At 61.6% G+C, this 471-nt stretch carries 1 protein-coding gene; it reads right to left on the reverse strand.

What is annotated here, in order from left to right; genetic code table 11:
* Positions 1–314, reverse strand: a 314-nt coding sequence (locus EOA33_RS38335) for a methyltransferase domain-containing protein (RefSeq protein WP_127407872.1), incomplete at its 3' end; no start/stop codon positions are given.
* Positions 315–471: the final 157 nt, after the last annotated feature.

Here is a 471-nt window from a genome sequence, read left to right on the forward strand (position 1 = left end):
CATTGGAACACCGCATTGGCGAAGATGACGTCGACCGGCTTCTCCGGCTGCCAGGCGGAAGCGTCGGCGAGCCCGAAGCTCACGTTCGGCAGCCGCGCCCTCGCCTTCTCGATCATGTCGGGCGACGTGTCGAAGCCGCTGACCTCGGCGTCCGGCCAGCGTTCGACCAGAAGCTCGGTCGAATTGCCCGGCCCGCAGCCGATGTCGACGACGCGGCGCGGGAAATCGACTGGCACTTGCGCAACCAGGTCCCGTGCGGGCCGCGTACGCTCGTCCTCGAACTTCAGATATTGGGCGGCGGACCAGTCAGCCATTTCGGAACCTCGCTTTGTTCGCCGCCCCTAGAGCCGGATGATTTCAGGTCTGTTCGACCTGAAATCTGAATCCGCCTCTAAATCAAAGAGATAGAGCATGATGTCGTCCGAAAACCGCATCACACTTTTCGGCATCATGCTCTGGACTGCTCCTACC

It is taken from the genome of Mesorhizobium sp. M4A.F.Ca.ET.050.02.1.1, from assembly GCF_003997725.1.
Classification (GTDB): Bacteria; Pseudomonadota; Alphaproteobacteria; order Rhizobiales; family Rhizobiaceae; genus Mesorhizobium.